Origin of the sequence: Pseudomonas sp. DNDY-54 (genome assembly GCF_019880365.1) — a bacterium.
Classification (GTDB): domain Bacteria; phylum Pseudomonadota; class Gammaproteobacteria; order Pseudomonadales; family Pseudomonadaceae; genus Stutzerimonas; species Stutzerimonas stutzeri_P.
The window spans coordinates 3,531,640-3,554,491 of sequence record NZ_CP082271.1 but is presented as its reverse complement, the minus strand read 5'-3'; the positions used below and the strand labels follow the sequence as shown (position 1 = coordinate 3,554,491).

Sequence of the window (22,852 nt, the reverse complement as noted above, 5' to 3'; positions counted from 1 at the left end):
GCGGGCGACGCCGCCGCCGGGTGACCCACTGCCGAAACATTGATATGATCCGCGAGCCGGGGGTAACCCGGCTTTTTTGCGTCTGCACCCCGCGCGGTGGGCAGACTGATCCGTTCATGGTCAGCCATGCTGATCTCCCTAAGCGAGACGTGGCGCTATCGCCATGGTCCGAACACAATCGCAAGCGACCGATGGGCGGCTCACGCTGAAGTCCGGGTGTTCGTCTGCTTGACTAGGCTTGCCGTATCGAGAGGTGATTGGCGAAATGGCAACGGTAGACCGCTGGCTCCTGCCAGATGGCATCGAAGAGGTGCTGCCCCCTGAGGCGGCGCGTATCGAAACCGCACGACGTCGAGTGCTGGATCTGTTCCAGCGCTGGGGTTACGAGTTGGTCATCACTCCTCATGTGGAGTTTCTAGAGTCGCTTCTTACAGGTGCAGGGCAGGATCTTGATCTCAAGACGTTCAAGGTCATCGACCCGTTGTCGGGCCGGCAGATGGGGTTGCGCGCGGATATAACGCCTCAGGTTGCTCGTGTGGATGCCCATACACTGCGGCGGGACGGCCCTAGCCGGCTGTGCTATGCCGGTAGCGTGCTGCATGCCAAGCCTCATGCACTCGCGACGTCGCGCAGTCCGATCCAGCTGGGCGCCGAGCTGTATGGCGACAGCAGTGCATCCGCAGACCTCGAGGTGATCAGCCTGATGTTGGAAACCCTCGGTCTTGCCGACGTGCCTGATATACACATGGATCTGGGGCACGTTGGCATCTATCGTGGATTGGCGCGCGCTGCGGGCCTGTCTGGTGATGCCGAGCAGCAACTCTTCGATGCACTACAGCGCAAGGCGATGGATGAGATTGCCGCACTAACAAACGGGGTGGAGCCTGCGTTGGCGGACATGCTGCGTTCGCTTGCACGACTTTGTGGCGGGCGCGAGATGCTCGAAAATGCGCGTTTAGCGCTCGCCGGCGCACCGGATGCAGTACTCGAGTCGCTCGAAGGTCTGGTCAAGGTGGCTGACCAGTTGGCGGCGCGCTATCCGCAGCTGCCGCTGTATTTTGATCTTGGTGAGCTGCGCGGATACCACTATCACACCGGTGTTGTGTTCGCTGTGTTCGTGCCCGGGGTCGGGCAGTCTATTGCGCAGGGTGGCCGGTACGACGACATCGGTGCAGACTTCGGTCGCGCGCGCCCTGCGACTGGATTTTCGACGGATCTCAAGACGTTGGTTAGCCTCGGTAATGCCCAGCTTATCGCACCCTCGGTTGGGGTCTGGGCGCCTTCGAGCGCTGACACTTCACTGTGGCAGGCGATCTGCCGATTGCGCGACCAGGGTGAGCGCGTCGTGCAGGCGCTGGAAGGGCAGGGTGGCAACGCAGCGCGTGATGCTGGTTGCGATCGGCATCTGCAGTTGCAGGCCGGGTCATGGGTTGTTGCGCCACTGGCCAGCTAACGGTTGCATGCACCGTCTGTCTCAGGCGGTACTCCCGATTTTTTCGCCGGTCGTAACCGGTATGCTTCGCGAAGAGGACAAGGTTTATGGGTAAGAATGTCGTGGTCCTGGGCACCCAGTGGGGTGATGAGGGCAAGGGCAAGATCGTCGATCTGCTGACCGACCAGGCGGCGGCCGTGGTGCGTTTCCAGGGTGGTCACAATGCGGGGCACACGCTGGTCATCGACGGTGAGAAGACCGTGCTGCACCTGATTCCGTCCGGCATTCTCCGCGAGAATGTGCAATGTCTGATCGGTAATGGTGTGGTCGTCGCGCCGGATGCGTTGATGCGCGAGATCACCAAGCTGGAAGAAAAGGGCGTACCGGTGCGCGAGCGCCTGCGTATCAGTCCTGCCTGTACGCTGATTCTGCCCTACCACGTGGCTTTGGATCAGGCTCGCGAGGCGTCCCGTTCCGAAGGCAAGATTGGTACGACCGGTCGCGGAATCGGGCCGGCTTATGAAGACAAGGTAGCTCGGCGCGGTCTGCGCATCGGCGACTTGTTCAATCCGGAGCGTTTCACGGTCAAGTTGCGTGAGCTGCTTGAGTATCACAACTTCATCTTGCAGAACTTCTACAAGGTCGAGCCGGTTGATTTCCAGAAGACGCTGGACGAGGCGTTGGGCTACGCAGAAATCCTCAAGCCGATGATGACTGACGTTTCAGCTCGTCTGCATGAGCTGCGTAAGCAGGGCGCTCGCATCATGTTTGAGGGCGCGCAGGGTTCGCTGCTCGATATCGACCACGGTACCTATCCGTATGTGACCAGCTCCAGCACCACGGCCGGCGGCACCGCAACGGGTTCGGGTTTTGGTCCGCTGTATCTGGATTATATTCTCGGCATTACCAAGGCCTACACGACGCGCGTCGGTTCCGGTCCGTTTCCGACGGAGCTGTTTGATGAGGTCGGCGCACGCCTTGCCGAGCGTGGTCATGAGTTTGGCTCTACTACCGGGCGGGCGCGTCGTTGCGGTTGGTTCGATGCGGTTATTTTGCGTCGTGCGATCGAGATCAACAGTGTATCGGGCATTTGTCTGACCAAGCTGGACGTACTTGATGGCCTGGAAACCATCCGCATCTGCGTGGCATACAAGGATCGCAACGGTGAAGTGCTGGTGGATGCGCCGACCGACGCGGACAGCTATCAGGGGCTGCAGCCTGTCTACGAAGAACTGCCTGGCTGGACCGAGTCCACCGTTGGCGTGAAATCGCTGGAAGCGCTGCCCGATAATGCTCGAGCGTACATCAAGCGAATCGAAGAGCTTGTCGAGGCGCCAGTCGATATCATTTCTACCGGTCCGGATCGCAACGAGACAATCGTACTGCGTCATCCTTACGCCTGATTGTCACGACATAAAGGCCGCGTTCAGGCGGCCTTTATCGTTGAGTTTGTATCGGGCTGTCGAAGATAAGTGGTTCGATCTTCAGAGGCGCTAGCACTGCTGGCTGATGTCCAAAGACCCGAAACGAAAAAACCGAGCCTGAGCTCGGTTTTGTCTGAAGAGTGGTGCCCAGGAGAAGACTCGAACTTCCACGATGTTGCCATCGCTAGGACCTGAACCTAGTGCGTCTACCAATTCCGCCACCTGGGCACATGCGATGATTGCTCACCGGCTTTTCGTCGATTGCTGGTCAAGGCTGACAAACCTTGTGTCTATGGGGTTCCCTAACTGCAAACTCCATCAGAAAGTGGTGCCCAGGAGAAGACTCGAACTTCCACGGTGTTGCCACCGCTAGGACCTGAACCTAGTGCGTCTACCAATTCCGCCACCTGGGCACTGCAAACGATGATACTTCATCGTTTCCGTGTTACAACGTCTACCAGACATTGTGGGCGCGAACTATACGGGCGGGTCTGTGCCTTGTAAAGCCCGGCGACTGAAAAATAATTCGCTCGAAAGCTGCCGTCGGCGGTCGTTTCGCGCTTCAATAGATATAGGGCGTTCTGCCTCTATAAATGAATGAAAGGTGACATCTCTTAATGGCCGATTGGCAATCCCTCGACCCCGAGGCCGCACGTGAAGCGGAAAAGTACGAAAACCCCATTCCTAGCCGTGAGCTGATTATTCAGCACCTGAGCGAGCGTGGCTCGCCGGCGGCACGCGAGCAGCTGGTAGAAGAGTTCGGATTATCCTCCGAAGACGATATTGAAGCTCTGCGCCGCCGTTTGCGTGCGATGGAGCGTGACGGCCAACTGATCTATACCCGGCGCGGCACCTATGCCCCGGTGGACAAGTTGGATCTGGTGTGCGGTCGCGTCAGCGGGCATCGCGACGGCTTTGGATTTCTGATACCCGACGACCGCAGCGATGACCTGTTTTTGAGCCCCGCGCAGATGCGGCTGGTATTTGATGGCGACCGCTGCCTGGCTCGCGTTGCTGGCCTTGATCGACGTGGCCGCCGCGAAGGCGCGATTGTCGAAGTGATCAGTCGCGCGCATGAAACGATCGTCGGTCGTTACCAGGAGGAAAGCGGTATCGGCTTCGTGATGGCCGATAACCCCAAGATTCAGCAGGAGGTCCTGGTTACGCCCGGCCGCTCCATGGACGCCAAGCCGGGGCAGTTTGTCGAGATAAAAATCACCCACTGGCCGACTCAGCGCTTTCAGCCACAAGGCGACGTGGTCGAAGTAATCGGCAATTACATGGCGCCGGGCATGGAAATCGACGTTGCCCTACGCAGCTTCGATATCCCTCATGTCTGGCCGGACGCAGTTGAGCGCGAGGCAGCCAAGCTCAAGCCCGAAGTAGAAGAGAAGGACAAACAGAAGCGCGTCGATCTTCGTCATCTTCCCTTTGTCACCATTGACGGCGAAGACGCGCGGGACTTCGATGACGCGGTCTTTTGCGAGAAGCTAAGTGGCTGGAAGCTGTTCTCAGGTGGTTTCCGCCTTTACGTTGCGATCGCGGACGTCTCCCATTATGTGAAGGTGGGGTCCGCACTGGATCAGGAAGCCGAGTTAAGGGGCACTTCGGTGTACTTCCCGGAGCGGGTAGTGCCCATGCTGCCGGAAGAGCTGTCCAACGGTCTTTGCTCGCTGAACCCGCACGTAGATCGTTTGGCGATGGTTTGCGAAATCACCCTGAGCAAATCGGGGAAGATGACCGACTATCAATTTTACGAAGCGGTTATCCATTCTCACGCTCGGCTGACCTACAACAAGGTCAGTAGCATGCTTGAGCAGCCATCTTCTGCGGAAGGCAAGCGCTTGATAGGCGAGTTTGGTGAAGTCTTGCCACATCTCAAGCAGCTGTATGCGTTGTACAAGGTGTTGCTCAAGGCACGCCACACCCGCGGTGCGATTGACTTTGAGACCCAGGAAACGCGCATCGTCTTCGGGGCCGAACGCAAGATTGCAGCCATCAAGCCTACCGAGCGAAACGATGCTCACAAACTGATCGAAGAATGCATGCTATGCGCCAACGTAGCCACTGCGCGCTTCCTACAGGATCATGATATTCCAGGCTTGTATCGTGTTCACGATGGGCCTCCGCTAGAGCGACAGGAAAAGCTACGCGCATTCCTTGGCGAGTTAGGGCTGACCTTGCACAAAGGCAAGGAAGGGCCGACCCCCAAAGACTATCAGGCACTGCTTGAGCGTATTCAGGGGCGCCCCGATTTTCATGTCATCCAGACAGTGATGCTGCGGTCGCTCAGTCAGGCGGTCTACAGTCCGGACAACCATGGACATTTCGGTCTTAATTACGAGGCGTATGCGCATTTCACTTCGCCCATCCGGCGCTATCCGGACCTCCTGATCCATAGGGCGATCCGCAGCGTTATCCGTTCGCGTCGCGATAGTTCGCATGTGCGCCGTGAGGGGGCGACCAGCATGCCTAAGGCACGCATCTATCCGTACGACGAGGCGTCGCTGGAGCAGCTCGGTGAGCAGTGCTCGATGACCGAGCGTCGTGCCGACGAAGCGACCCGCGACGTGGTTAACTGGCTCAAGTGTGAGTACATGAAGGATAGGGTTGGCGAGAGCTTCCCTGGCGTCATTACCGCCGTGACTGGCTTCGGCCTGTTCGTCGAGCTGACTGATATCTATGTCGAGGGTCTGGTGCACGTGACCGCCATGCCTGGCGATTACTATCATTTCGACCCATTGCATCACCGGCTTTCTGGCGAGCGCAGCGGTCGGAGTTTCCGCCTTGGCGACAGCGTGGAAGTGCGCGTTATGCGGGTCGATCTTGACGAACGCAAGATTGACTTCGAGTTAATCAGTGGCGGTAGCAAGGCTGGAGTCACTGAGAGAGGCGCGGCGGATGGGCGTGGTGCACGCAAGGAAGGGCGCGGTAAAAAGACAGCGCCTGGCAAAGAGCGTGAGCCGGTAAGCGCGGAGGTCCGCAAAAGCCGCGAAATGAAGAAGGCGTTGCTCAGCGATGCGAAAGACGGCAATCCGGCGAAAAGCAAGTCCAGGCGCAGCTCAGCGAAGCCTAAAAGTGCTGATAAGTCTTCGGCCAAGCCGGACGGGGCCGCGCCGCGCAAGCGTAAGGCCAAGTCATGAGTGACCTGGAGAAAATCTACGGCTTGCACGCCGTAGAAGCCTTGCTGCGCCATCACCCGAAGCGGGTCAAGCAGGTCTGGCTGGCCGAAGGGCGTGACGACCCCCGCGTGCAGACGCTTATGGAGCTGGCTGCTCAATCGAGGGTGCGTGTGGGGCAGTGCGAGCGTCGCGAGATGGACGCCTGGGTTGAAGGTGTACACCAGGGTGTGGTGGCCGATGTCAGTCCCAGTCAGGTCTGGGGCGACGCGATGCTCGAGGAGCTGCTGGATAGAACAGAGGGTGCTCCGTTGCTGCTTGTGTTGGATGGCGTCACGGATCCTCACAACTTGGGCGCATGCCTGCGTACGGCCGACGCAGCTGGTGCACTAGCGGTGATCATTCCGAAAGATAAGTCTGCCACGCTGAATGCAACGGTGCGCAAGGTGGCCTGCGGCGCTGCGGAGGTCATTCCGCTTGTGGCAGTTACCAATCTCGCCCGTACATTGGAAAAACTGCAGCAGCGTGGTTTATGGATTGTCGGTACGGCTGGAGAGGCCGAGCAGGAAATTTACGACCAGGATCTCAGCGGTCCTACCGTTCTGGTCATGGGGGCGGAGGGTAAGGGTATGCGCCGCCTAACGCGTGAACACTGTGATTTCCTGGTCCGGCTGCCCATGGCCGGTAGTGTGAGCAGCCTCAACGTGTCGGTAGCGACTGGCGTGTGTCTGTTCGAAGCGTTGCGTCAGCGCCGCTCCGGAAAGCCCGGCTAGCCAGAAAAGATGCACCGCGACGCAGTCCTGCTGCGGCGCGCCGTTGATCTCGAAACGGATCGTTTCAGTCGCTGTCAATTGTCCGTTCCGGATTTTACGCCGGCTCTGTCGATTCGTTTTGTTTGGTTGCGCTCCCATGGTCACGTTCGATCAGGCCGCGAGAGGTGCGCATCATGGAGGTTGTATGCCGCAACGCCCGCCTTTCGAGGCGCTGTTCAGGATTTCTCCGAACGCCTATCTGCTGCTTGATCGAGACCTAACGATCCTGGATGCCAACGAGGCGTACCTGAAGCTTACGGCGCGTGCGCTCGAAGATATCGTCGGGCTGCGTATACACGACGCATTCACGGCGGATCCATGTGCCCCGGAGACCACTCATGTCGAGGAGTTGCTGGAGTCGTTCGCCCGGGTGCTGCGCACCAGGAACGTGGATACGTTGCCTATCATTCGCTACTCAATCGCGGTGAGCTCCGAAAACGGCGCCGCCTATGAGGATCGGTATTGGAGCGCGACGCACACCCCGATACTAGATGAACGGGGCAACGTGACCGCCATTCTGCAGCACACAGTAGATATCACTGAGCTGCAATCATTAAAGGATTCCCTGCGCTCGGTTGAGTTCATGGGGCAGCCCTTGCAGCAAATTGAGGCTGCGATAATCTCGCGAGCCCGAGCGGTGCAGGATGAAGGAAATCAGCTACGCCAGTTATTTGCGCAAGCGCCGGGATTCGTCTGTTTTCTGCGCGGCCCGGAACACGTATATGAGCTGGTCAATGAGGCCCACCAGCAGCTGACCGGCAATCGCCCCCTAATCGGTAAGCGACTGTGTGAGGGTTTGCCTGAACTCTCGGGTCAGGGCTTCATTGAGCTGCTGGATCAGGTTTACCGTACGGGTGAGCCTTATGTTGGCAAGGGGATGCGAGCGCTCATTCAGCGTCGTCCCGAGGCGGGACTCGAGGAGGTCCACGTCGATTTCGTGTTCCAGCCAATCTTCGGACGCGACGAGCGGGTGTCGGGCATCTTTGTGCTGGGCAGCGATGTGACTGAGCAGTATCGCAGTCAGCAAGAGTTGCGAGCGCACCGCGAGCACCTCGAGGAGCTGGTCCGCGAGCGCACGCATGATCTTTTGCGCAGCGAATCCGAACGCCGAGTAGCGGAGGCCGCGCTAATGCAGGCTCAGAAGCTCGAGGCGGTAGGCAAGCTGACCGGCGGAATCGCTCACGACTTCAACAACATGCTGCAGATTATTGGAGGGAACCTCCAGTTATTACGCCGCAACCTGAGCGCTGACGAGACGGCGCAGCGGCGTTTGGAGTCGGCGGTCGGTGGTGTTGAAAAAGGCGCCCGTTTAGCGTCCCAGTTGCTCGCGTTTGCCAGTCGCCAGTCGCTTCAGCCGCAGATACTCGACATGGGCGGGTTGCTTGGGCAAATGAGCGAGCTGCTAAATGGTGCGCTTGGTCGCGCGGTGCAGGTAGATGTGGATGTTCAGCCGAACCTTTGGCCTGTTTTCGCTGACGTGGGTAACGTGCAAGCGGCAATCCTTAACCTCGCCGTCAACGCGCGCGACGCAATGGCGGGAGGCGGTACGTTGAGCGTCCGTCTGCGCAACCGCACTTTGGAAGCGGCACAGCTTGTCGAGCAGCCGGAGGCCGTTGCGGGGCCTTATGTTGAACTGAGCGTTGTCGACGAAGGCGAGGGGATGAATCCGGATGTGCTGGCCCGTGCATTCGAGCCATTCTTCACGACCCGTCAGGATGCCAATGCCTCCGGTCTCGGTTTGAGCATGGTGTACGGTTTCGTCAGGCAGAGCGGCGGCTTCGTCGTGCTGGAGAGCGAAGAGGGTAAGGGAACCTCCGTCCGGGTCTACCTGCCGAGCGGTGCGTCAGAGAGCCCGCGAGTGGTCGATGAAGCGATCACCGAACACGAGCAGGAATCCTCTTTTGCAAACACGCTGGCCGAGACGGCGCAGGAGCACCCTGGTGGGCTGAAAATTCTCTTCGTTGAGGATGATCCGACGCTTCGAATGCTTACGGGCGAAGTGATGGAGGAGCTGGGCCACGATGTCAGCCTTTGTGAGTCGGCGGAGGCGGCGCTGGAACAGCTCGAGCAAGATCGTTTCGATGTCCTGCTGACGGATGTAGGACTTGCCGGTATGAGCGGGATCGAGCTGGTGCGCAGGGCAAAGATGCATGACCCCGCGCTGAGCGTGGTCATCGCCTCTGGTTACGCCATCAGTGCCCGTGACGAAGGTCTGGACGATTTGCGAACGATGCTCAAACCATATGACATTCATCAGGTCAGGTCTCTGCTCGAAGCTATTCATTCTGAGCGTTCCGTTTTCGGGCGTGGTTGATCGTTGGTTAAATATTCGCCAGTTCACCTTGCGCGGTTGATCGGGCTTCTCTAGAATTGCGCCCCTTGCCCGGATGGCAGGCGTTTGCGCGCCTCTCTGGCAGGCAAGACAACTACTCATTCACTCCTTGCCTGATCCGTGTGATGCGGCAGGCTGCAACCCGTAAGGAGCAACAATGCGTCATTACGAAATCATCTTTCTGGTCCACCCCGACCAGAGCGAGCAGGTTGGCGGCATGGTGGAGCGTTACACCAAGCTGATCGAAGAGGACGGTGGCAAGATCCATCGCCTGGAAGACTGGGGTCGTCGTCAGCTGGCTTACGCCATCAACAACGTCCACAAGGCTCACTACGTGATGCTGAACGTCGAGTGCAGCGGCAAGGCACTGGCTGAGCTGGAAGACAACTTCCGCTACAACGACGCTGTCATCCGTAACCTGGTCATTCGTCGCGATGAAGCCGAGACTGAACAGTCCGAGATGCTGAAGGCCGAGGAAAACCGTAGCGAACGCCGTGAGCGTCGTGATCGCCCTGAATCTGATTCTGTCAACGATAACGACAGTGACAGCGACAGCCGCGACAACAACGCTGACGAGTAATCCACGGACCTATTGAGGAGCCTATTTCATGGCACGTTTTTTCCGCCGTCGTAAGTTCTGCCGTTTCACTGCAGAAAACGTGAAAGAGATCGACTACAAGGATCTCAACACACTGAAGGCCTATATTTCGGAAACCGGCAAGATCGTTCCTAGCCGTATCACCGGAACCAAAGCACGCTATCAGCGCCAGCTGGCTACCGCTATCAAGCGCGCCCGCTTCCTGGCCCTGCTGCCCTACACCGACAGCCACGGCCGTTGATCGAGCTGTTCGACAGACGTAAAGGATAGATCGCATGCGCGCCCTGGCTGACTTCATTATGCGCGGCCGCATGCAGGCGATTGTGGTGGTGGCTGGCTCTGCGGCGCTGCCGATGTTGTTCTGGTTATGTGCCGCGGCTGGAAGCCTGGTGTTGCTGCGTCGTGGGCTGAATGACGCACTGGGGGTATTGGTCTGGGCTGTATTGCCCGCGCTGGCCTGGTGGTATTTCGGCGATCCGCGAACGTTATTGGTACTGCTGGGGTCGTTCGGGTTGGCGCTGTTGTTGCGCAACCAGAACTCCTGGACGCGTGTGATGTTGTGCAGCGTAGGGCTCGGGTTGTTGTATGCCTGGGCGCTTGGAATGGTTTTCGGTGAGCCGATCGCGGCGCTCGCAACCGAACTGCAGAAAGTGCTGCCCGATATGTTGTCGGACGCCTATCAGCAGCTTTCGGTGGAGGAGCAGGCGCGGTTGGGTGCGTTGCTGACACCGGTTCTGACCGGATTGTTGGCTGCGCTACTGCAGATCACTACGCTGCTTAGTCTCATGCTGGGGCGGTACTGGCAGGCTTTGCTGTACAACCCGGGTGGCTTCGGCCTTGAGTTCCGGGCGCTGCGTTTTACGCCAGTGCCGGCCATGCTGCTCCTTGCGGGGATGTTGCTGGGGCCGAGTCTGGGTGTGCAGGTGGCAATGCTGGCTCCGCTGTGCAGTGTTCCGCTGGTGTTCGCCGGTATTGCCCTGGTGCACGGCCTGGTGGCAAGGAATCGGATGTCGCGGTTCTGGCTCGTGGGGCTCTACGTCACGCTGGTGCTGTTCATGCAGTTGATTTATCCGCTACTGGCCGTTTTGGCCATTGTCGACAGTTTGTTTGATTTTCGCGGTCGGGCATCTCGTGATGATGATGCGGGACCTGCGAACGGCGAAGGTTAAGTTAAAGAGGTAAGACTCAAATGGAAGTCATCCTGCTGGAAAAAGTCGCAAACCTGGGCAACCTGGGCGACAAGGTAAACGTCAAGTCTGGTTACGGTCGCAACTATTTGCTGCCGCAGCGCAAGGCGACTGCTGCAACTCCGGCGAACATCGCAGAGTTCGAAGCTCGCCGTGCTGACTTGGAAAAAGCTGCTGCCGAGCGTAAGGCGTCCGCCGAAACTCGTGCTGCTCAGCTGGCTGAGCTGGAAGTCACCATCACCGCTACTGCGGGCGATGAGGGCAAGCTGTTCGGTTCCATCGGTACTCACGACATCGCCGACGCGCTCACCGCTTCCGGCGTTGAAGTGGCGAAGAGCGAAATCCGTCTGCCTAACGGCACCATCCGTCAGGTTGGTGAATACGACGTAGCTGTGCACCTGCACACCGACGTTGAAGCGACCGTGAAGTTGATCGTGATCGCTGGCTGATACAGGCCATCGTCTGGCACCTCCGGTGCCCGACGGGTACCATCGGGCACGTTTCCACGCGAGTGGAACGTGCCCTTTGTTTTTCTGAACGCTAAAGAATTTCGAGTGCCATGAACGACATCAGTGTGCCCCAGCAATACGATCTGGAAACCGCAGCGCTTAAGGTGCCGCCACATTCCATCGAGGCCGAACAGGCCGTGCTCGGCGGGCTGATGCTGGACAACAACGCCTGGGAGCGTGTGCTTGACCAGGTGTCAGATGGTGATTTCTATCGCCATGATCACCGCCTGATCTTCCGCGCCGTTTACACCCTAGCGGAACGCAACTCGCCGTTCGACGTAGTGACCCTGTCCGAGCAGCTGGACAAGGAAGGCCACCTGTCACAGGTCGGCGGTCTCGCCTACCTTGGCGAGCTGGCGAAGAACACCCCTTCAGTGGCCAACATCAAAGCCTATGCGCAGATCATTCGAGAGCGCGCCACGCTGCGCCAGCTGATCGGCATCAGCAATGACATTGCCGATAGCGCTTATGCGCCGCAGGGGCGCACGGGTGACGAAATCCTCGACGAAGCCGAGCGGCTGATTTTCCAGATTGCCGAAGCGCGCCCCAATACGGGTGGTCCGATAGGGATCAACGACATTCTGGTCAAGGCCATCGACCGCATCGACTCGCTGTTCAACGCGGGCGAGGCGATCACCGGGTTGTCGACCGGGTTTGCTGATTTGGACGAGGCCACCAGCGGCCTGCAGCCAGCTGACCTGATCATCGTCGCCGGTCGCCCTTCCATGGGTAAGACCACCTTTGCGATGAACCTTGTTGAGAATGCCGCCCTGCGCTCCGACAAGGCGATTTTGGTGTTCTCGTTGGAAATGCCGGCCGACTCCATCGTGATTCGTATGTTGGCCTCCCTTGGTCGGATTGATCAGACCAAGGTGCGGACCGGTAAGCTTAGCGACGACGATTGGCCGCGGTTGACCTCGGCGGTCAACCTGCTCAACGACCGCAAACTGTTCATCGACGATACTGCTGGCATCTCGCCATCAGAAATGCGCGCCCGGACGCGCCGTTTGGCCCGTGAGCATGGCGAGATTGGCATGATCATGGTCGACTATCTGCAGCTGATGCAGATCCCGGGCTCCAGTGGTGACAACCGAACCAACGAAATTTCCGAGATATCCCGTTCGTTAAAAGGCTTGGCCAAGGAGTTCAATTGCCCGGTCATCGCGCTTTCTCAGCTCAACCGCTCGCTAGAACAACGGCCCAACAAGCGCCCGATCAACTCCGACCTTCGTGAGTCCGGCGCGATCGAGCAGGACGCCGACATCATCATGTTCGTCTACCGGGACGAGGTGTATCACCCGGAGACGGAATACAAGGGTGTTGCCGAGATCATCATCGGTAAGCAGCGTAACGGCCCAATCGGTACTACGCGGCTAGCCTTTCTTGGCAAATACTCGCGCTTCGAAAACCTAGCTCCCGGCAGTTACCAATTCGACGATGAGTAAATCCGCGGCGTAACGGCCGCTCGCGTATCGTCTGCACCTGTCGCTTGCAGCTTGGGTTACAGGCGCCGGACAATGAGCACCGCCTGTTTCCCAGTCCAAAGGATTTATCATGCGTCCCCTGGTTGCTTCGGTCGATCTGGCCGCGCTTCGTCACAATTATCAGCTTGCCAAACAATGTGCGCCGGGCCGGAAGGCTTTCGCTGTGGTTAAAGCTAACGCCTACGGACACGGAGCGCCTGCGGCGGTGGAGTGTTTACGTGATTTGGCTGATGGGTTCGCCGTAGCATCGCTCGAAGAAGCGGAACAGGTTCGGGCGGTCGATGCCAATGCACGATTGCTGTTGCTTGAGGGCTGTTTCGAGGCTTCGGAATATGCGGCGGCGGCTGAGCTGGGTCTCGACGTTGCCATTCAGGGCGAAGCGCAGGCCGCTGCACTGCTGCGCACAAAACTCGAGCGGCCCTTGAACGTGTGGTTGAAGCTGGACTCCGGCATGCATCGGTTGGGCTTTTGTTCCGACGCGTTGCGCCAATGCCATGCGCGCCTAAAAGCCGCTGCGCAAGTCGGCGAGCTTAATCTGATGAGCCATTTCGCTTGTGCTGACGAGCGTGGCCATCCACTAAATGAAGCTCAGCTCGAGCAGTTCGTCGGTCTGCTGGATCTTGACTTCACGCACCGCTCATTCGCCAATTCCGCCGCGGTATTAACGCTTTCAGCTGCCCATATGGATTGGCTGCGCCCCGGTATTATGCTGTACGGTGCCACACCGTTTGCCGAGTTGAGCGCCGAGGCGCTCGGCTTGAAGCCAGTGATGAGCCTGACCGCTAAGATCATTGCGATACGAGACGTACCAGCAGGGGACTCTGTTGGTTACGGAGCTGGCTGGGTTGCGCCGCGCCCGTCTCGCATTGCCACGGTCAGTTGTGGCTACGCTGACGGCTATCCCCGCACGGCGCCGCTTGGTACCTGTGTAAGCATTCGCGGTCATCGTGTTCCGCTGGCCGGGCGGGTGTCGATGGACATGCTGGGTGTCGATGTTACCGATCTGCCAGATGCAGCGCTCGGCGATGAGGTGCAGCTGTGGGGGGATCAGGTACCTATTGATGAGCTCGCCCAAGCCTGCGGCACCATCGGCTACGAGTTGTTGACGAAAGTTACGCCCCGCGTCCCGCGGCGGTATATCAACGACTGAGCCCCGCTTCGCCTGCTGCTATCCCGTAAAGGCCGACCAATGCGGTCGGCCTTCCTGATCATTTTTTGTGCTATATTCCGCGCCCGTTTTCGTTGCCCGGTTTATCGCCATGCATGCCGCCAAGCCCCTGTTCGACTATCCCAAGTACTGGGCCGAGTGTTTCGGTCCGGCACCGTTTCTGCCGATGAGCAGGGAGGAGATGGATCTGCTTGGCTGGGACTCGTGCGACATCATCATCGTCACCGGCGATGCGTATGTGGACCATCCCTCATTCGGTATGGCGATCATTGGGCGTTTGCTGGAAGCGCAGGGCTTTCGCGTCGGAATCATCAGTCAGCCAGACTGGCAGAGCAAAGACGATTTCATGAAGCTCGGCGAGCCGAATCTGTTCTTTGGCATTGCCGCAGGCAATATGGATTCGATGATCAATCGCTACACGGCCGATCGTAAGATTCGGTCAGATGATGCTTATACCGCTGGTGGCCTGGCCGGCAAACGTCCTGATCGCGCCAGTTTGGTCTATAGCCAGCGGTGTAAGGAGGCTTACAAGCACGTCCCGGTCGTGCTGGGCGGCATCGAAGCGTCGCTGCGTCGCATTGCCCATTACGATTATTGGTCAGACAAAGTGCGGCGCTCGATTCTCATGGACGCGACTGCGGATATTCTGCTGTACGGCAACGCCGAGCGCGCAATCGTCGAAGTGGCTCAGCGTCTCGCGCGAGGCGAGGCGGTCGAGCAGATCACTGATGTGCGGGGCACTGCCTTCATTCGCAAAACATCTGCGCCAGATTGGTTCGAGATCGACTCGACGCGTATCGACCGGCCCGGCAAGGTCGACAAGATCCTCAATCCCTACGTCAATACTCAGGACTCGCAAGCCTGCGCCATCGAGCAGGACAAGGGGCCGATCGAGGATCCGAACGAGGCGAAAGTTGTTCAGCTGTTGCCGAACCCCAAGATCGAGCGTGACAGGACGGTAATCCGTCTCCCGTCGTTCGAGAAAGTGCGCAACGATCCGGCGTTGTATGCTCACGCCAACCGCGTTCTGCACCTTGAAACCAACCCGGGTAACGCCCGCGCATTGGTCCAGCGCCACGGCGACCATGACATCTGGCTGAACCCACCACCGATTCCTCTGACTACCGAGGAAATGGATTACGTATTCGCCTCGCCTTATGCCCGCGTTCCGCATCCCTCTTATGGCAATGAAAAAATCCCCGCCTACGAGATGATCCGTTTCTCGGTCAACATCATGCGCGGCTGCTTTGGCGGGTGTACGTTCTGCTCGATCACCGAGCATGAAGGTCGAATCATCCAGAATCGCTCACATGAGTCGATCCTGCATGAGATCGAGGAGATGAAAAAGCTGCCGGGCTTTACCGGTGTTGTGTCTGACCTCGGCGGGCCGACGGCCAATATGTACCGCATCGCCTGCAAGAGCCCGGACATTGAGACACATTGCCGCAAACCTTCATGCGTATATCCGGGGATCTGCGAGAACCTCAACACCGACCACAGCTCGTTGATCGAGCTGTATCGAAAGGCGCGAGCGTTGCCAGGCGTGAAGAAGATTCTTATCGCATCTGGCCTGCGTTATGACCTGGCGGTGGAGTCGCCTGAGTACGTCAAAGAGTTGGTCACCCATCATGTCGGCGGCTATCTGAAGATAGCGCCAGAGCACACCGAGCGTGGCCCGCTGGACAAGATGATGAAGCCGGGGATCGGCAGCTACGACAAATTCAAGCGGATGTTCGACAAGTTCTCGAAGGAAGCGGGCAAGGAGCAATACCTGATTCCCTACTTCATCGCCGCGCATCCTGGCACCACAGACGAGGACATGATGAACCTCGCGCTGTGGTTGAAGGCCAACGGTTTTCGTGCCGATCAGGTGCAGGCCTTCTATCCCTCCCCGATGGCGAGCGCCACGGCGATGTACCACAGCGGCAAGAATCCGCTTCGCAAGGTGACGTACAAGAGCGAAGGGGTCGCAATCGTCAAGAGCGAGGAGCAGCGCCGCTTGCACAAGGCATTCTTGCGCTATCACGACCCCAAGGGCTGGCCGATGCTGCGCGAGGCCCTTCAGCGCATGGGTCGGACCGATCTAATTGGCAGCGGCAAGCATCAGCTGATCCCGGCACACCAACCGGCTACTGAGGGCTATCAGAGCGCCAGGCGCAAGAACTCGACCCCGGTGGGCAGCAAGAAGGCAGGGCAGGGCGGGCAAATTCTTACGCAGCATAATGGGCTGCCGCCACGCAGCCACGATGGCAATGCCTGGGACAAGCGCGAGCAGGCCAAGGCCGCCGCGGAAGCCCGACGTAAAGCTGCGACCGGTGGCGGTAAACCATCAGGCAAAAGCCGCAAACCCTCGCAGCGTCCCGTCGCGCCACGCTGAGAAGCGGCCGAGGACGATGCTGTCCGAGGTGTCGCTCGATGAACCGTCTGTTTAGCAGCTGAACGCGCGCGTCGCATGGTTCAGCTCCTCGGCCAGGCGCAGCATTTGTTCGCTTTGCTCGCGCCCTTGGCTGATATGCGTCAGGTTGCTATCGCCCAGCTGATGGATTCGCTCGCTGTGTTTGCGGATGTCGCTCACGGTGTCGCTCTGCTGGGCGGTCGCCGATGCAATATGCTCCGCCATGTGCTCAATGGTGGAGATGGTGCTGACAATCTGGTTCAGCGCCAGATTCGCGGTTTCGGCGAGCTCGGCAGTGGTTTCAGCGTGATTGACTTGCGCGCGCATGGCCTCGACGGATTGACGAGCCGCCTTTTGCAAGTTGGAGGTCAGTTGTTGAATCTCCTCAGTGGCGCCGCTGGTGCGCTGTGCCAGTGTGCGCACCTCGTCCGCGACGACTGCAAAGCCGCGGCCATTTTCGCCAGCTCTCGCCGCCTCGATAGCGGCATTCAGTGCCAGTAGATTGGTTTGCTCTGCGATCGAGCGGATCACGATTAACACGTTGCCAATGACGCTGGTCTCGTCGGCCAGGCGCTCGATGGTTTGCGCGTTTTGCTGTACTTCCGTGACCAGGCCTTGCAGGCCTGCAAGGCTCTCGCTGATGACCTGTTTTCCGCGGCTCACCGCTTGACCGGCTTCTCGACTCGCATGAGCGGTCTGGGTGGCGCCACCGGCCACCTCCTGGATGGTTGCCTCCAGCTCGCTCAGTGAATCTCGGATCTGCGCGGTGTCGCTGGTTTGTCGGCTTGCACCCTGGTGCAGTTCGCTGCTCATCTGCGCCAGGTTGAGGCTGCTCTGGTTGACCTGTTGTGCCTGTTCGCGCAGCGTGCGCACCAGCATCAGCAGGTAACTCCGCAGTCTATTTAGCGAGGCCGCGATCTCAAGAACCTCCGGAGTGTTCGAATTAAGCTGAGCAGCCTGGCCGAACTCACCGGCAGCCCAGGCGGAAAGTACCGGGCCGAGCCCTCTCAAGGCGCGCGTCAACTGCCGCTGGACGCGGTCGATGGCAAATGCAATCAGAAGTATGAGCGCAATGATCGTACCCTGGATCAGTCGCACTTCTCGCTGAATCCGCTGATGCTCGGCACGGATCACAGGCTCCAGCGCGACGAGAGCCTGCTGCAACGCCGCTATCTTCTGCACGCTGCTGGCCATCAGCCCGCTGCGTTGGCGGATGAGTTCGCGGGTCCGCTTAAGCTCTGCTGGATAGCGTTTGATTAGCCCAATGAGTTCGCGTTTGAGCGCGATGCCCTGGTCGTTGCGGGTCTGTTCCTGTTGCCCGCCAAGGTCCAGCATGGAGGCGAAAGTGCTGGGTGCGGAGCGCTGCTCACTCACGACACCGAGCAAGGGTAGTGCATCCAGTGAGTCTGCTTGCTTGCCCAGCGCTCGTAGGGCGTGCTCCACCTCATCGGCAAGTCGATCCTGGCCGCTGCTCACCATCTTGCTCCGTGCGTGGCTCAGGCGCAGCAATTGACGGTCGGCCTCGAACAGAGGGGTTAGGTACTGCTTTGCTGACGCGTGACCGCTCTGGAGCGCATAGCGGTGTAATAGCGTCAGTGCTCCGCCCATCTCGCGTTCGGCCTGCAGGAGCAAGCCCTGGGGGTCGCCGGCGAGCTTGCCGGCTGCCAGGAGGTCGGTGGCGGCGAATCGGCTGACCTCAGCAAGGCTTGATCGGAGCGTGTCAGCGAACTGGCCAGGCAGCGCCGCAATCTCAGTCGTCAGATCATCAAGTGCTTGTATCGCTGCGCTGTGGCGAAGGGCGTCGCCACTCGCCAGGTAGTCTTGGATGTTGGCCGCGACCTGGTGCTCAAAGCGCTGCGAAAGGCCAAGGTAGCGGTCCATTAGCAGATAGGGCCGTTGCAGCGCGCGCTCGGACCACCAGAGCGTGAAGCCGAGTGCAACGCAAATCGCAACGAGCAGGCCTGTATTGAGGGTGGTAAGTGTCTTCAAGCGCATCCTGACCTCCTGTCGTAGGGGTGGTCAGGAATGTATGGCTATATGATGTCATTCTGGTGACAGAGTGAACCGTTCGACTCGATTGCGTCCTTCATTCTTGGCGCGGTACAGCGCTTCGTCTGCTTGCTGAGTCAGCGACCTGACGTCTGCGTCGGACGTCAGTTCGGCAATGCCGCAACTAAAGGTGCAGGCGAGGTCAGCCGGTTGTGCTGGATAGCGGATCTCGGCGAAGCGCTGCCGAATCTCGTCTAGAACTTTCAACGCATCGTCCGCGTTGGTGTCAGGCAGCACGACGGCAAATTCCTCACCGCCGTAGCGGCCGATATGATCGGTCTTGCGCAGGCGCTGCTTGAGGAACAGCGCAAGGCTCTTGATGACCCGGTCGCCCATTGGGTGCCCATAGGTGTCGTTCACTTTTTTGAAATGATCGATATCTATCATTGCGAAGCACAGGGGCTGACCGTCGCGACGGGCTCGCGAGCTCGCGTCTTCAAGCAACTGGAGGCTGTGCGTGTGGTTGTATAACCCGGTAAGGCTGTCACGGACGATTCTGGCTTTGAGATGACGTGCTCGCTCGGCGCGTGTTCTTACTGTCGCAATCAGGTGGCTCGGCTTGATCGGCTTTGTCAGGAAATCATCGCCGCCTTCGTTCATCGCATCGAGCTGCTTGTCCAGATCGTCTTCTGCGGAGAGGTAAATAATCGGCACGCTCACGTAGCGCTCATGCTGACGAATCACTTTGGCCAGCTCGGTGCCCATGCATTCAGGCATGTACATGTCGAGGATAATCAGGTCTGGCTGAAACTCGGCCAGGTAGGCGATGGCCTGAATTGGCTCGTTGAGCGTCTGGGTGACGATCCCGGCATTGTTCAGTACGCGCTCGGTGTGCGTCGCCTGGGCACGCGAATCATCGATGATGAGTACCCGGAACGGTTCGTAATGAGCGGTACGGGTAAAGATTTCGATCTTTTCCAGCAGGCTCGAGGCATCGATGGTGCCGGTGAAAAACTCCAGACCTCCAGCACGCACTGCTGCCAAGCGCATTGGCGTATCGGTTTCTTCATGGCTGAAGAAGATGAGCGGCAGTTTTTCCTCCAGGCCCTGTTGCACGCGTTCGGCAAGCTTAAGGCCTTCGCCAGGGCCGTTGAAATCGACGTCCATGACCAGCGCGGCGGGATGTCGCTCATGCATGGCGGCACGAAACTCGGTGTCTGTGGCGAAGGCTTGTGCGGTCATGCTGAAGAATTGCAGCTGTCGAACCACATGGTTCGCACGCTCATGATCTTCCAGGGCGATGTAGACGGGTTTGCTCAGCGGCGGAACATAGCCGGACTGCCCACGTGGATCGCCATGACGCAGCCCGGTCCGCGCGAGGCGATAGATCAGTTGGCTGAGGGTTGTAATGGTGTCGCTCGACAACCGACCGCGGTTGTCCTTGATGTCGCCCAGGCACTCGTCGATGCCTAGCGCAAGTTGACGGTGCTCGACCTGTTCGAAACGCTCGGCGAACCGGCGCAAACGCTGGTTCGCGTCGGCAAGCGCGATCCGGTAGCTGTCATTCCATTCATTGCGTTGCAATTGCTGCCAGACTTCTAACATCTCTCGCGCTTGGTGAATGACGCGTTGCGCGAAGTGTTGTTTTAGTTCTTCCTGGTCCGACATGTCCGGTTCCCTGGGCCCGCTGCGGCAGTGCTTTCAGAGCTCACTGAGGTGGCGCAATGCTACCACCTATCCAACTGTTGCCAAGCCAATGCAAAGGCGTTCTGGTTCTCATTATGAGGCTTGCTGTGAATCGGCTGCGTTATAGTGGTTCACATGCCGCAACGCTCTTCGTGGCCAGCGGTCGAATCTTTGAACTTATGACACAGAAGGACAGACGCCCATGTTGGATTGGAAGAATCGCTTCGGCCGCCTCGGCTCATCGGGAAACGCAGCCAGAGCGGAAGGGGCGACTCGCAATCCACTGTTGCTGGCCCTCGCCGCGGTGATCGCACTCTACCTGTTGGTCGCCTTGCTGGTGGGGTGGTACTGGAGTTCCGAGCCTGATCGTTTCCCGGTGCAACAGCAGGTTCGACACGCTGCCGAGGCTTCCCAGCAGCAGATCGTCAATGGCTACACCACAGTCGAGACGCTTAAGCAGGTGGCCACGACATTGCTGGACAAGCCCGGCGGCTACCTGACCAATGACGTCGCGCCGCCTGGACTATGGCTGGATAACATGCCGAGTTGGGAGTACGGGGTGCTGGTTCAGGTACGAGACCTCAGCCGTGCGCTACGCAAGGACTTCGCCAGGTCCCAGTCCCAGTCGACCGAAGACGCTGATTTGTCTAAGGCCGAACCCTTGTTCAATTTTGACAATCGCAGCTGGGCCCTGCCGGCGAGCGAATCTGAATATCGAAACGCTATTCGCTACCTGGATCGCTATCTGGCGCGCCTGAGCGACCCCGCACCCAAGGCGCAGTTCTATTCCCGAGCCGATAACCTCAATAACTGGCTGGGGGACGTCGGCACCCGACTGGGTTCTCTGTCGCAGCGGCTATCTGCCAGTGTCGGTCGGGTGAGGCTGGACGCTCAGGTTGCGCCGGACGTGGCGAGCGAAGGTGTACAGCAGGTGGTAGAGGAAGAGCGCGTCGAGACGTCCTGGCTACACATCGACAACGTGTTCTACGAGGCGCGGGGCCAGGCTTGGGCGTTGTCCCATCTGCTGCGTGCCATCGAGGTGGATTTTGCCGATGTCTTGGCGAAGAAGAATGCCGCCATCAGCGTCAGGCAGATCATTCGCGAGCTAGAGGCCGCACAGCAACCGCTGTGGAGCCCCATGGTGCTCAATGGCAGCGGCTATGGGGTGCTCGCCAATCATTCGCTGGTGATGGCCAATTACATCTCGCGTGCCAACGCTGCGATCATCGATCTTCGCAATCTGCTGTCGCAGGGGTAAGCGGCCGGCGGCTCTTCGGGGCCGCAGCTGCGGCTCAATCAAGCCCAAGTTTCTTCAGGCGATAACGCATGGAGCGGAATGACAAGCCCAGTCTCTGGGCGGCGGCCGTGCGATTCCAGCGGGTTTCCTCAAGCGCCTGCATGATTAGCTTGCGCTCGACATCCTCTAGGTGATCTTCGAGATTGTCGATCTGAGCCAGGCTCGCTTCGCCATTCTCGGGCATACCCGGAGCATCGGACAAACGCAGATCGCTGGGCTTGATTTCCTCGCCTTCGCAAAGCGTGTACGCGCGCTCTAGCATGTTTTCCAGTTCTCGCACGTTGCCCGGGAACCGATAGCTTTGCAGCTTTGCCAATGCGTCGGGGTGCAGCCGGGCGGGCATGTCGCCGCATTCCTGGGCGAGGCGGCGAAGCATCACCTCGGCCAGTTGCGCAACGTCTTCACGGCGCTCGCGAAGTGGCGGCACGCGTAACTCAATGACGTTCAAGCGGTAGTACAGATCCTGGCGGAAGCGTCCGGCAGCAACCTCGCTGGCTAAGTCCTTGTGCGTGGCGCAGAGGATTCGCACGTCGACCACGACCTCTTTGGCGCCGCCGACTGCGCGCACCGCCTTTTCCTGGATCGCGCGGAGCAGCTTCACCTGCATTGGAAGGGGGAGGTCCGCCACTTCATCGAGAAACAATGTGCCGCCGTTAGCGGCCTGGAACAGGCCAGGTTTGTCCTCCATCGCACCGGTGAAACTACCCTTCTTGTGCCCGAAGAATTCACTCTCCATCAGCTCAGATGGGATGGCACCACAGTTGACTGGCACAAAAGGGCGCTCATGGCGCGGGCCTTGTTCATGGATCAGCCGCGCCACAAGTTCTTTGCCGCTGCCGGATTCGCCGCTGATATACACCGGGGCCTGACTGCGCGCCAGTTTGCCGATCTGCTTGCGAAGCACGTTCATAGGCGGCGACGCGCCAAGCAAGCGGCCGTCCACCGTTACGTTGGGATTTGGCGTGCGGAGCCGCAGGGCGGTATTGACCAACTCCCGCAGTCGTCCGAGGTCGACCGGTTTGGTGAGAAAGTCGAACGCGCCTGCCTTGAGTGCGCCTATGGCGGTGTCGAGGCTGCCGTAAGCGGTAATCATCGCAACGGGGAGCTGCGGGTATTGCTGCTGAATGAACTGCACCAGCTCCAATCCACACCCGTCGGGCAGGCGCATGTCGGTCAGACACAGGTCGTAATGCTCCCTGGCCAGACACTCGCGCGCCTCCTTGAGGTTGCGAGCGCTGCGTGTGTCGAGCTTCATCCGCCCGAGCGTGATCTCCAGCAGCTCCCGGATATCGGGTTCGTCATCGATGATCAGCGCTTTTTGGCGGGCGGTCATGGTCTCGAGTCTTTCAGTGATGTGGGCGGTGCGGGCTGCAATGTTAACGCTACAGCTGTTGCTTTGTACCCCGACCTTGCCGATGTG

16 protein-coding genes and 2 tRNA genes are annotated in these 22,852 nt (G+C 59.1%); 13 read left to right on the top strand and 5 right to left on the bottom strand.

Annotated features, from left to right (window positions below; all coding sequences use genetic code 11):
* The first annotated feature begins 265 nt into the window (after positions 1 to 265).
* Positions 266 to 1,453 carry an ATP phosphoribosyltransferase regulatory subunit gene (locus K4O48_RS16545; protein WP_222909464.1) on the top strand — a complete coding sequence of 396 codons (1,188 nt, stop codon included), beginning with the start codon at positions 266 to 268 and terminating at the stop codon, positions 1,451 to 1,453.
* A gap of 86 nt (positions 1,454 to 1,539) precedes the next feature.
* Positions 1,540 to 2,835, top strand: a complete 1,296-nt coding sequence (locus tag K4O48_RS16540; RefSeq protein WP_222909463.1) for an adenylosuccinate synthase — start codon at positions 1,540 to 1,542, stop codon at positions 2,833 to 2,835.
* Positions 2,836 to 2,997: 162 nt separating this feature from the next.
* Here K4O48_RS16540 and K4O48_RS16535 read toward each other — a convergent pair.
* Positions 2,998 to 3,084 (bottom strand) — tRNA-Leu (locus K4O48_RS16535).
* A 98-nt stretch (positions 3,085 to 3,182) separates the two neighbouring features.
* A tRNA-Leu gene (locus K4O48_RS16530) sits at positions 3,183 to 3,269 on the bottom strand.
* Positions 3,270 to 3,473: 204 nt separating this feature from the next.
* On the opposite strand from K4O48_RS16530, the gene rnr reads away from it, so the two are divergent.
* The 10 genes from rnr to K4O48_RS16480 all read left to right on the top strand — a co-directional run bounded on the left by rnr (position 3,474) and on the right by K4O48_RS16480 (position 16,442).
* Positions 3,474 to 5,999 carry a ribonuclease R gene (gene rnr, locus K4O48_RS16525; RefSeq protein ID WP_222909462.1) on the top strand — a complete coding sequence of 842 codons (2,526 nt, stop codon included), beginning with the start codon at positions 3,474 to 3,476 and terminating at the stop codon, positions 5,997 to 5,999.
* Positions 5,996 to 6,748, top strand: a complete 753-nt coding sequence (gene rlmB, locus K4O48_RS16520; protein ID WP_222909461.1) for a 23S rRNA (guanosine(2251)-2'-O)-methyltransferase RlmB — start codon at positions 5,996 to 5,998, stop codon at positions 6,746 to 6,748. Before rnr ends, rlmB begins: the two co-directional genes overlap by 4 nt.
* Before the next feature lie 184 nt (positions 6,749 to 6,932).
* On the top strand, positions 6,933 to 9,101 hold the full coding sequence (locus K4O48_RS16515) for a PAS domain-containing protein (RefSeq protein WP_222909460.1): 2,169 nt from the start codon (positions 6,933 to 6,935) through the stop codon (positions 9,099 to 9,101).
* A 175-nt stretch (positions 9,102 to 9,276) separates the two neighbouring features.
* The gene (rpsF, locus tag K4O48_RS16510) at positions 9,277 to 9,699 is read left to right on the top strand and encodes a 30S ribosomal protein S6 (protein WP_025243079.1); all 423 of its coding nucleotides are present in this window, start codon (positions 9,277 to 9,279) and stop codon (positions 9,697 to 9,699) included.
* 28 nt (positions 9,700 to 9,727) lie between these two features.
* Entirely contained in the window at positions 9,728 to 9,958 is a 231-nt protein-coding gene (rpsR, locus tag K4O48_RS16505; protein ID WP_019340128.1) for a 30S ribosomal protein S18, read from the top strand.
* Positions 9,959 to 9,992: 34 nt separating this feature from the next.
* Positions 9,993 to 10,886, top strand: a complete 894-nt coding sequence (locus K4O48_RS16500; RefSeq protein ID WP_222909459.1) for a hypothetical protein — start codon at positions 9,993 to 9,995, stop codon at positions 10,884 to 10,886.
* A 20-nt stretch (positions 10,887 to 10,906) separates the two neighbouring features.
* Entirely contained in the window at positions 10,907 to 11,353 is a 447-nt protein-coding gene (gene rplI / locus K4O48_RS16495; RefSeq protein WP_222909458.1) for a 50S ribosomal protein L9, read from the top strand.
* Between the two features lie 110 nt (positions 11,354 to 11,463).
* Complete coding sequence (gene dnaB / locus K4O48_RS16490) at positions 11,464 to 12,858, top strand: replicative DNA helicase (RefSeq protein ID WP_222909457.1); 1,395 nt, start codon at positions 11,464 to 11,466, stop codon at positions 12,856 to 12,858.
* A gap of 109 nt (positions 12,859 to 12,967) precedes the next feature.
* The gene (alr, locus tag K4O48_RS16485) at positions 12,968 to 14,047 is read left to right on the top strand and encodes an alanine racemase (protein WP_222909456.1); all 1,080 of its coding nucleotides are present in this window, start codon (positions 12,968 to 12,970) and stop codon (positions 14,045 to 14,047) included.
* Positions 14,048 to 14,156: 109 nt separating this feature from the next.
* Positions 14,157 to 16,442 carry a YgiQ family radical SAM protein gene (locus tag K4O48_RS16480; protein WP_222909455.1) on the top strand — a complete coding sequence of 762 codons (2,286 nt, stop codon included), beginning with the start codon at positions 14,157 to 14,159 and terminating at the stop codon, positions 16,440 to 16,442.
* Between the two features lie 51 nt (positions 16,443 to 16,493).
* Here K4O48_RS16480 and K4O48_RS20785 read toward each other — a convergent pair whose 3' ends face one another.
* Both K4O48_RS20785 and K4O48_RS16470 read right to left on the bottom strand, forming a co-directional pair.
* The gene (locus tag K4O48_RS20785; RefSeq protein WP_409518953.1) at positions 16,494 to 17,273 is read right to left on the bottom strand and encodes a methyl-accepting chemotaxis protein; all 780 of its coding nucleotides are present in this window, start codon (positions 17,271 to 17,273) and stop codon (positions 16,494 to 16,496) included.
* Between the two features lie 1,230 nt (positions 17,274 to 18,503).
* Positions 18,504 to 20,117 carry a PleD family two-component system response regulator gene (locus tag K4O48_RS16470; protein WP_222909453.1) on the bottom strand — a complete coding sequence of 538 codons (1,614 nt, stop codon included), beginning with the start codon at positions 20,115 to 20,117 and terminating at the stop codon, positions 18,504 to 18,506.
* Positions 20,118 to 20,337: 220 nt separating this feature from the next.
* On the opposite strand from K4O48_RS16470, the gene K4O48_RS16465 reads away from it, so the two are divergent.
* Positions 20,338 to 21,393 carry a DUF2333 family protein gene (locus K4O48_RS16465; RefSeq protein ID WP_222909452.1) on the top strand — a complete coding sequence of 352 codons (1,056 nt, stop codon included), beginning with the start codon at positions 20,338 to 20,340 and terminating at the stop codon, positions 21,391 to 21,393.
* A 34-nt stretch (positions 21,394 to 21,427) separates the two neighbouring features.
* Here K4O48_RS16465 and K4O48_RS16460 read toward each other — a convergent pair whose 3' ends face one another.
* Entirely contained in the window at positions 21,428 to 22,765 is a 1,338-nt protein-coding gene (locus K4O48_RS16460) for a sigma-54-dependent transcriptional regulator (protein ID WP_222909451.1), read from the bottom strand.
* Positions 22,766 to 22,852: the final 87 nt, after the last annotated feature.